This is a genomic window from Novosphingobium sp. KN65.2 (assembly GCF_001368935.1).
GTDB lineage: Bacteria > Pseudomonadota > Alphaproteobacteria > Sphingomonadales > Sphingomonadaceae > Novosphingobium > Novosphingobium mathurense.
In genome coordinates, this window is sequence record NZ_CCBH010000076.1 from 1 (window position 1) to 8,180 (window position 8,180).

Consider the following 8,180-nt stretch of genomic DNA (forward strand, 5'->3'; position numbering starts at 1 on the left):
GGCGCTGACGCCGGACAGAGGTGATCGGACTGACTGACGGGGTGCTGGACACACCGAAGGCACCCCGTGCTTTTCTGTCGGCTCAGGTCGAAGATTATAGCACCTGCGTCGACGAGCTGAAACGCATCTATCCGCTGCACTGGGATGAACTGGCGCTCAACAAGGACCGCGTTCCTCTCAATCCGGATTATCGCCGCTACGAGGCGCTGAATGATGCCGGGATACTGCTGCTCGTGACGCTGCGCAGCGCCGGAAGATTGGTCGGCTACTTCATCGGCTTCGTCGAGCGCGAGCTACACTATCAGGACAGCCTGTCGCTCAAGATGGATATCTATTTCACGCACCCCGAGATCCGCGGCGGGACGGCAGCGCTTCGGTTGTTCCGGGCCGTGATCCGCGAGGCGAAACGGCGCGGGGTGACGCGCGCATACTTCGGATCGAAGCTGCACCGGGACAGCGGCAGGCTGTTTGCGGCGCTCGGCATGAAGCCGGTCGAGACTTGGTATTCTGCCATGCTGGAGGACATCTGATGGTTGCTGTAGCAGTTGGCGCCACGATTGTCGGCGGTGTAACACAATACGCCTCAGGGAAGGCTGCGGCCAAGGCATCGAAGCAGGGCGCGGATCGCGCCGCCGATGTCCAGCAGTACATGTACGACACCACGCGAGAGGACTACGCGCCTTATCGCGCTGTCGGGCAAGGTGCGCTCTCCAAGCTCGCGGGCATGTACGGCATCGACTACACCGACACATCAAAAGTCAATTGGGACGATTATGTCAGGGGCAATCCAGACGCCCTTGCCAACTGGAACAGCCTCGGCGCGAAAGGGCAGCAGGAATTCGGCTCACTCCAGCAGTTCGGCAAGTACCACTACGAAAAGGATGGATCTCGGCGCGATCTGTCGCCCTATACGGTCGGCGGCGGGTCAGCGCAGGGCACGAGCCAACCTTACGGCGGCTTCGAGACTTCGCCCGGTTATCAGTTCCGCCTCGATGAGGGCATAAAGGCGATCCAGCGCTCGGCGGCGGCGCGCGGCTCGCTGGCTTCTGGGGCGACGATGAAGTCGCTCAACAACTATGCACAGGGGCAGGCGTCGGGCGAGTACAACAACTACGTCAACAGTTTGATGAACCTTGCCGGTATAGGTTCTGGCGCCACCTCTGGCACGGCATCGGCGGGAGCGCAGGCCGCATCTGGCATCGCCAATGCCTACACCAATGCAGGCAATGCGCAGGCGGCTGGCGCGATCAACACCGGCAATGCCATCAACGGGACGGTGCAGAACCTTGCTGGAGCCTACCTCTACGGTCAGGGCGCTGGGTGGTTTGGGGGTAAAGGTTAAATGGCGATGATCCAGGGAATCGACGCAGGCGCCCTCATCAACGCCTATCGGCAGGGCCAATCCGACCGAGCCGCGCAGGCAAAGGCGCGTCTCGACCAGCAGCGCCAGCAGCAGATCAGCGGACTGATGGGGCAGTTGTTCGGCGGCGGCGAACAGGCGCCCCAGACCAGCCTTTCAGCGCAGGCATCGCAGCCAAGCGGGATCGTCGCAACGCCTGAACAGCGGGCCGAAACATCGGCAATGGAGGCTCGCTTTCCGGGGGCGCCTTCCGCTGCGCCAACGCAGCCACAGCGCCGACCGGACCCGAATGTCCTGTCCAAGCTCATCGTTCTTGACCCCGAGGTCGGCGGCAAGATCGCGACTGCCTTCAAGACGATGGGCGAGGCCGATCTGAAGCGCGCCGAGGCCAAGAACACGATGATGGCGTCGGCGGCGCATGTCCTGTCGCAACTTCCCGAGGACCAGCGCCCGCAATTCCTTCAGTCGATTGCAGGTCAGCTTCAGGAAGTCGGATTCACGCCAGAAGAGCTTTCACGCGCCGATCTGTCGAACAACGGCCTGCGCATGATGCAGGCGACCGGCATCGATGTTGACAAGATGATTGATAACGAGCTGGCCGAGCGCGAGTTTCAGGCGGGTAAGGTCGTCTCCGTGGCGCCGGGCGGTATGGCGGTGCGTATCCGGCCCGAGGGCAACAATGAGGTTGTCATTGCGCCGGGAGGATCGCCCGCGCCGGGCACATCGCAAGTTTCCGGCATTCCGCAGGGTGCGATCGACTATCTGCGCAGCAATCCATCGCTCGCCGCACAGTTCGATCAGAAGTACGGCGCTGGGGCTTCCGCGCAGTTCCTGGGAGGCGGTGCCAGCAATGGCACCGGCGGCTTTCCGGGGAATTGATGGCGAACAGGTGACCAGCACCTATCGCTCGCCGGAGCACAACAAGGAAGTCGGCGGCGTTTTGAATAGCTACCATATGCGCCGCTATCCCGATGGCTCGCCGATGGCGCGCGACAGCGTACCTCCGAAGGGGATGAGCATGTCCGAGTACGCAAGGCGCTTGAAGGCTCTCAACCCCAACCTCGACGTCATCAACGAAGGCGATCACGTTCACATGGAGCCCCGAGGCTAATGGCACAGACCAATCCATTCGATCAGTTCGACGCTCCGACGCCAACCCCGACGCCCGCCCCCAGCAGCGGAAACGGCGGCATCATCTACAGCCCGCCGAAGGTGGACAAGCCGACTGAGCCGAAGACCTCTTACCGCCCGCTTTCGGATCAGGAGGCGGCAGCGCGTGGACTCCCGACCGATCAGAAGTACCAGATCAGTTCGCAGGGCGATGTCAGCCCGATCTCCGGAACGAAGGTAAAGGACGGCGACACCGCCAAGCCCACCGAGGCGCAGCAGAAGGTTTCGACGCTCCTGACGCGCATTGCCGGTGGCTTCAACGACATTCAGGGCGTGACGGCCAAAGATCCCTCAGCGCAGTCTCCGGGGTTCGTCGAGAACATGCGTGGCGATCTCTCGCCGGGCGGTATCGGCGGCACTGTCACGCGCGCTGTTGCCGGCGCAGACCGGCGCATGGTCCATGACGCCCAGCGTGACGTGCTCGATGCGCTCCTGACGCTGGGAACTGGCGCTGCGTACAACGACGAGCAGCTCACCGGGCAGATGGCGGCATATTTCCCGGCCTATGGCGACAGTGAGCAGGAGATCGCGGCCAAGAATAACCGCATGCTTCGTCTGATCGAGGCGGCGAAGGTCAACGCCGGCCCGCAGTGGTCCGAGATCGAGCAGAAGATCGCGCCGTTCATGCAGTCCATCTCGACGGGCTCGGAGGCGGGTGAAGCGCCGCCTGCCATCGCGGACGAACAGGGCAAGAAAATTGCCGGTGCGACGCATACCGGTGGCGACGATTCCGCAGAAGGCATCGCCACGGGCAAGTTCCGCACGGAGGACGATCCCGATCTGGTCGGCAAGGGCATCCGCGACGAGTACACGAAGCGCTTGGCCCGAGGCGACGACGCGGGTTCGATTATCGCATGGGCGCGAACGGCCGGGGTGAATCCGACCGCCTTCCCGTCGATCATGGCGCAGGTACAGTACCGCGACAAGAATCCGGGCGTTGCCATCAGTGAATACGACACCAGCAAGCTCGATGACCGCATTGTGCCGATCTCGGGCGCGGGCCAGGTTATCAACGCAATCGGCAACAGCGCGCCTGGCGCCTATGCGATCAATGCGGGAGACGCGGCGAGCGGCTTCAACCTCGACAGCATCGCAGGCCTGACCGGTGGGAATGCCGAGCAGGTAAGGCGTGGCATTGACGCGACCTCCGAGCAAAGCCCAACCGCGGCGGCTCTTGGCAATGTCAGCGGCGGCATCATGACCTCGTTGCTTGGCGAAAGCGCTCTGGCCAAGGGGGGCTTGACCGGCCTTCGTGGTGCGCTGGCCGCAGATACGGCCTATGGTAGCCTGGCTGGTGCCGGAATGGCCGACTATGGCAGCGATGGCGCTCCTGCGACTGCCATGGATCGCCTCACTGGTGCTGGAACCGGTGCGGCGGCGGGTCTTGCTGGCAGCTATCTCGGATCGAAGGTCGGAGGCGCCATTCGCTCATCCGCGCGCGGCGTAACCGATCCTGCGATCAAGACCCTCCAAGATGAGGGCATCCCGCTCACCGTTGGTCAGCAGCGCGGGGGCTTGATCAAGAGGAATGAAGATCGAATTGCAGGCCTCCCCGGTGTCGGCGATGTCATCAATGCGCGCCGTGCCGAGGGCATCCAAGGCTTCAACAGGGCCGCATTCAATCGCGCGCTCAAACCCATTGATGGAGATATCGGCGGCAAGGTTGGCGAAGATGCCATTCTCGCCGCCGACGATCTCGTGTCGAAGGCATACGACAAAGCCCTCAAAGGCAAGTCCGCACCGGCAGATCAGCAGTTCGGGCAAGACCTCTCGGTCGCCGTCCAGAAGACGCTGCAACTCCCACGCGTCGGCGATGAAGTAGCGAACGGGATCGCCGTCACGCTCCAGCCCTACATGACCGGCGACCATATCACTGGTGAGGCGATGCAGCAAATCAGCCGCGAACTTCGTAAGCTGAAGTCCGGCTATCGCAATGACCCTCTCTACAACCGCATTGGCGGCGCAATCGACGATGCAGAGGAAGCCATCTTTGGTTTGTTCAAGCGCAGCGCGCCCGAAGTCGTTGAGGACTACAACAAGGCCAAGACTGCTGCACGACGCCTCTACATTCTGGAAGATTCAGTCAACAGGGCCAAGAACAAGGGCGGCGTGTTCACGCCTTCGCAGCTCGGCATGGCTGAGCGATCGAGCGTGAAGAAGTTCGAGGGCTCCAGGGCGGCCGCGAAGGGTGAAGGTCCGTTCCACGACTTGCAGCGCGCGGCGCAAGACAATCTCCCGAGCGAGATCCCTGACAGCGGTACGGCGGGGCGCTGGATCTTGCCGGCGCTTCTCATCGGTACAGGTGGCGGCGCCGATGCGGCAACGGGCAACACTGGCGCGGGCCTGACAATCGGCACGATTCTGGCCGGAGCCTACACGAAGGCCGGACAGCGACTTCTGACCAAGGCTGGCCGCGGGGTGAAAAGCGAGACTTTGCGCGCGCTCATGGAGGGCGCCAAGACCAGTCGCGCTATTCAGGCAGGGACCGCTTCTGGTTCCGTCGCCGCTCTACCCAATCAGTGACGACGCCGTAGAGCGCGATGACGATGCCCTTGGCGAAAGCGATCATGAAGATCTTGGTCACGACGCCACGCACTCAAACCGCATGGAATTCGTAAGCACATCCCGATCCGTAAACCGGGCGATCTTTCCATATTTCGCGCAGTGGTCGGTGGCCAGTTTATAGGCCCGGTCACTGCCGATGCTTCCGGTTCGGTTGATGACGCCGCCCGCTTCGTTCGAGAAGCTGAGGCGCGGCGCGCAGGCTGTCAGCAACAGGGCTGATGCGATAATGGCTAGACGCATTGCCTTACCATACAGGGCTTTGCGCTTCCTGCATAGATATGCTAGAAACTCGCCATCGGAGGGCATTCTTGCCCGCGCGCCAGAGGTGACGCGCATCCGTCCAGACACAAACCTCGCGACCCCAAACGCTTGGATTTGTCTGGATGGCCGAACTTTTCGATACTGGTATTTTTTCCGTTGAGGACACTGATGGCTCTGTCGGTGTTGGCTGGAAGCTGACGTTCTATGTCACCGGCACATCGACAAAAAAGGATACATATCCCACCGAGGCCGATGCGCTGGCCGGAACCAATGCCAATACCAATCCTGTCTTGTCTGATTCGGCGGGCCGGTTTCCCGAGATATGGCTGAACTCATCGGCGACAGCGTATAAAGTTATTCTCAGCGACGATGTGGATGTCGTCAAGGTAACCCGCGATCTTGCAATTCAGTCTTTTTCCGCGTCCTCGGGCGCTAGCCTTATCGGCTTTTCACAATCTGCAACTTACGCCGCTGGAACCGTTGGCGCAAAGCTGAAGCAATTCGTTTCAGTCAAGGATGCGCCATACAACGCGAAGGGCGACAACTCGACCGACGACACCAGCGCCATAAACAGCGCAATAACCGCAGTATCAGCCACAGGTGGGATTCTCTACTTCCCTCCCGGTATCTACAAGATTTCGTCTGCGCTCACCATCACCTCTCCGATCTACCTTGTCGGGGCTGGCATGAAGAATACCATCATTCGCCAGTCGAATGCCTCGGGTAACGGTGTGAACTTCAACTACGCCTCTCTCACGCAGGGCGGTGGTATTTCAGGAATTACCATTGAGGCAGGCGCAGGCTGGCTTACCAGTGGATTTCAGGGGTCCGGTTCGACCGGATACGGCCTCAGTGTGAAGAATGGCAATGGCATGTTCATTGCTGAAAATATCGGCATCCATAATTTTCAGTTCGGTATTCAATGCCTTGGTAGCTTCTACAACCAATTCAAATCGTTCCAGATTCTTTACACCACTTCTTATGGCATCCTGCTCGATGTGAACGGCTCCCAGGAGGGCGCTGGCAATTCCTTCCGTGACGGCAAGATCTCCAACTTCGGATTCACCGGGACAAACACGGCATCGGTCGGCATCAATATCAAGCAGGCATCTGGTGAGTTCTTTGACACCATCGATGTGACCACGATGAACACGGGCATCAATATTGCGCCTGTCGCCGGCCATCCTTGCAGATACCTGTTCATGACCAAGGTGCTTGGCGATAGCTGCCTGACCAGAAACTGGTTGTTCGACGGCACAAATGAGGATGTTGTCGCCAATGAGTTCCTGCAGTGCTGGTCCAGCAACTCTCAAGGAGATGGCATTCGCATTCTGGGGGCTAACCTTGAAAACCTGAAATGGGTTTCGGGATGGGTCAGGGACAGCGCTTTCCACGGCGTCAATCTCGACGGCGGGAGCAACGTTTCATTCAACGGCACTGAGATCACCCGCAACTCTGCCGCATCCAGCAACACTTATAACGGTGTGGATGTTGCGGCGGGGGTGAGCGAGTGGAAACTGATCGGCTGCACGATTGGTAACGTCTCCACGACTGTCAACACTTCAACACAGTTGCACAACGTTAATGTCGCGGTCGGGGCGAGCCAGAACTTCATCATCGAGGATTGTGACCTCCGTTCTCCGGGCAGTGGCGGCTTTTCAGTAAACAATGGGACGACCTCGCTTAATTACATCATCCACGGCAACCTGCCGCAGCAGTACCCGCTGACCAACGTTGTTCGCGGGGCCAATCTCACCGGAACTTCGGTGGGCACGGTCGCTGCTGGGGCGACGGTCTACATGGGTGGGGACGGGGCGCAGGCCAACGAGGGTGATGCGTACATGTTGCTGGGCCGGCCGGGGCTGGTTTCGCAGTTAGTCGTGGAAGTGGACACCGCTCCGGGCGCGGGACAGACGTACACCTACACGGTTCGGAAAAACGGCGTGGATACGGCCATGACCGGCACGATCAGCGGCGCCGCTTCTTTCCAGCTTGTCAACACCGCCAACTATTTCACCGTTAGCGCTGCGGATCGGCTCTCTCTCAAACTCGTCACCTCAGCCGGTGCGGCAGTGGCCCGTCACCGCTGGGTCATTAGCGTGGACGGCTGACATGATTAATTCTGTGACAGTTGGTGAACTGGTGACCCTCCGCCACGAGGAAGACAGCATCGTCCCTGCTGGAACCTACAGGGTCAGCAAGGTCAACCCCGATGGTTCATTCCATGTCGGAGGAAATACCGCTGTCTGGCCGCGCCGGGTGGAGCGCCGGGCATGACCACGCACGACGACATCCACCGGGACATGGGGCGCATGGAGGGCCGGTTAGAGGCAGTGAACGATCATTTAGGCAAGATCGACAAGACCCTTGAGAGCATAGACCAGCGACTTGCCAAGATCGAGAGCCGGGAAATCGAGCGCCGGGGCGCGTGGAAAGTGATCGTGCTGGTGGCAGGCAGTATCGGCGGCGCGGTGGCGATGATTGCGAATTTCTTGCTTGGAAGGGTGGGGTGATGGACATCAAGACCAAGATCGAAGCGCGTCTAGTCGAGGACTGGCGGGAGGCGTGGCGCTGGTCGAGCGTGCAGCTCGCATTGCTGGCCGGCGTCATTTCCGGGTGGGCCGCGAGTGATCCAGGCGGATTCGCGCGCGTCGTCGATCTGCTGCCCGACTGGGCCCGGCCGCTGCTCGGCCTGATCGTCACGGCCTCGGCCATTGCCACCCGGTTGAAGGCGCAGAAGAATGGCTAATCGCAAACAGATCGCAGGCGGGGCCATCGCCGCCGCACTCGCCATTGCCACACCCTTCGTCGCCGGATGGGAGGG

10 protein-coding genes are annotated in these 8,180 nt (G+C 60.7%); 9 read left to right on the forward strand and 1 reads right to left on the reverse strand.

All coding sequences use genetic code 11. From position 1 onward, the window contains the following. The first annotated feature begins 20 nt into the window (after positions 1-20). Genes SPHV1_RS02980 through SPHV1_RS03000 form a run of 5 tightly spaced genes read left to right on the forward strand, consistent with a single transcriptional unit; the run spans position 21 to position 5,053 of the window. Positions 21-530, forward strand: coding sequence for a GNAT family N-acetyltransferase (locus tag SPHV1_RS02980; protein WP_054944602.1), 510 nt, complete (start codon positions 21-23; stop codon positions 528-530). Next, on the forward strand, positions 530-1,342 hold the full coding sequence (locus tag SPHV1_RS02985) for a hypothetical protein (RefSeq protein ID WP_054944603.1): 813 nt from the start codon (positions 530-532) through the stop codon (positions 1,340-1,342). The genes SPHV1_RS02980 and SPHV1_RS02985 overlap by 1 nt, the downstream gene beginning before the upstream one ends. After that, on the forward strand, positions 1,343-2,239 hold the full coding sequence (locus tag SPHV1_RS25350) for a hypothetical protein (protein ID WP_054944604.1): 897 nt from the start codon (positions 1,343-1,345) through the stop codon (positions 2,237-2,239). Further along, positions 2,211-2,471, forward strand: coding sequence for a D-Ala-D-Ala carboxypeptidase family metallohydrolase (locus SPHV1_RS25355; RefSeq protein WP_054944605.1), 261 nt, complete (start codon positions 2,211-2,213; stop codon positions 2,469-2,471). Before SPHV1_RS25350 ends, SPHV1_RS25355 begins: the two co-directional genes overlap by 29 nt. After that, positions 2,471-5,053, forward strand: coding sequence for a hypothetical protein (locus SPHV1_RS03000; protein ID WP_054944606.1), 2,583 nt, complete (start codon positions 2,471-2,473; stop codon positions 5,051-5,053). Before SPHV1_RS25355 ends, SPHV1_RS03000 begins: the two co-directional genes overlap by 1 nt. Positions 5,054-5,110: 57 nt before the next feature. On the opposite strand, the gene SPHV1_RS03005 is transcribed toward SPHV1_RS03000, so the two are convergent. Next, positions 5,111-5,335 carry a hypothetical protein gene (locus SPHV1_RS03005; protein WP_156367217.1) on the reverse strand — a complete coding sequence of 75 codons (225 nt, stop codon included), beginning with the start codon at positions 5,333-5,335 and terminating at the stop codon, positions 5,111-5,113. A 143-nt stretch (positions 5,336-5,478) separates the two neighbouring features. On the opposite strand from SPHV1_RS03005, the gene SPHV1_RS03010 reads away from it, so the two are divergent. Genes SPHV1_RS03010 through SPHV1_RS03020 form a run of 4 tightly spaced genes read left to right on the forward strand, consistent with a single transcriptional unit; the run spans position 5,479 to position 8,105 of the window. Continuing rightward, a complete protein-coding gene (locus SPHV1_RS03010) occupies positions 5,479-7,467 on the forward strand; it encodes a glycosyl hydrolase family 28-related protein (protein WP_054944608.1) in 1,989 nt (662 codons plus the stop codon). Between the two features lies 1 nt (position 7,468). Further along, positions 7,469-7,633 carry a hypothetical protein gene (locus SPHV1_RS24790; RefSeq protein WP_156367218.1) on the forward strand — a complete coding sequence of 55 codons (165 nt, stop codon included), beginning with the start codon at positions 7,469-7,471 and terminating at the stop codon, positions 7,631-7,633. Beyond that, a complete protein-coding gene (locus SPHV1_RS03015; RefSeq protein ID WP_054944609.1) occupies positions 7,630-7,869 on the forward strand; it encodes a hypothetical protein in 240 nt (79 codons plus the stop codon). Before SPHV1_RS24790 ends, SPHV1_RS03015 begins: the two co-directional genes overlap by 4 nt. Then, positions 7,869-8,105: a hypothetical protein gene (locus SPHV1_RS03020; RefSeq protein ID WP_054944610.1), complete on the forward strand. Its 237-nt coding sequence runs from the start codon at positions 7,869-7,871 to the stop codon at positions 8,103-8,105. The genes SPHV1_RS03015 and SPHV1_RS03020 overlap by 1 nt, the downstream gene beginning before the upstream one ends. Positions 8,106-8,180 lie beyond the last annotated feature (75 nt).

Coding starts and splice junctions, on each gene's coding strand:
- SPHV1_RS03005 (WP_156367217.1), bottom strand. CDS start 5,335: ATGCGTCTAGCCATTATCGCATCAGCCCTGTTGCTGACAGCCTGCGCG.
- SPHV1_RS24790 (WP_156367218.1), top strand. CDS start 7,469: ATGATTAATTCTGTGACAGTTGGTGAACTGGTGACCCTCCGCCACGAG.
- SPHV1_RS03000 (WP_054944606.1), top strand. CDS start 2,471: ATGGCACAGACCAATCCATTCGATCAGTTCGACGCTCCGACGCCAACC.
- SPHV1_RS02985 (WP_054944603.1), top strand. CDS start 530: ATGGTTGCTGTAGCAGTTGGCGCCACGATTGTCGGCGGTGTAACACAA.
- SPHV1_RS25355 (WP_054944605.1), top strand. CDS start 2,211: ATGGCACCGGCGGCTTTCCGGGGAATTGATGGCGAACAGGTGACCAGC.
- SPHV1_RS03020 (WP_054944610.1), top strand. CDS start 7,869: ATGGACATCAAGACCAAGATCGAAGCGCGTCTAGTCGAGGACTGGCGG.
- SPHV1_RS03010 (WP_054944608.1), top strand. CDS start 5,479: ATGGCCGAACTTTTCGATACTGGTATTTTTTCCGTTGAGGACACTGAT.
- SPHV1_RS03015 (WP_054944609.1), top strand. CDS start 7,630: ATGACCACGCACGACGACATCCACCGGGACATGGGGCGCATGGAGGGC.
- SPHV1_RS25350 (WP_054944604.1), top strand. CDS start 1,343: ATGGCGATGATCCAGGGAATCGACGCAGGCGCCCTCATCAACGCCTAT.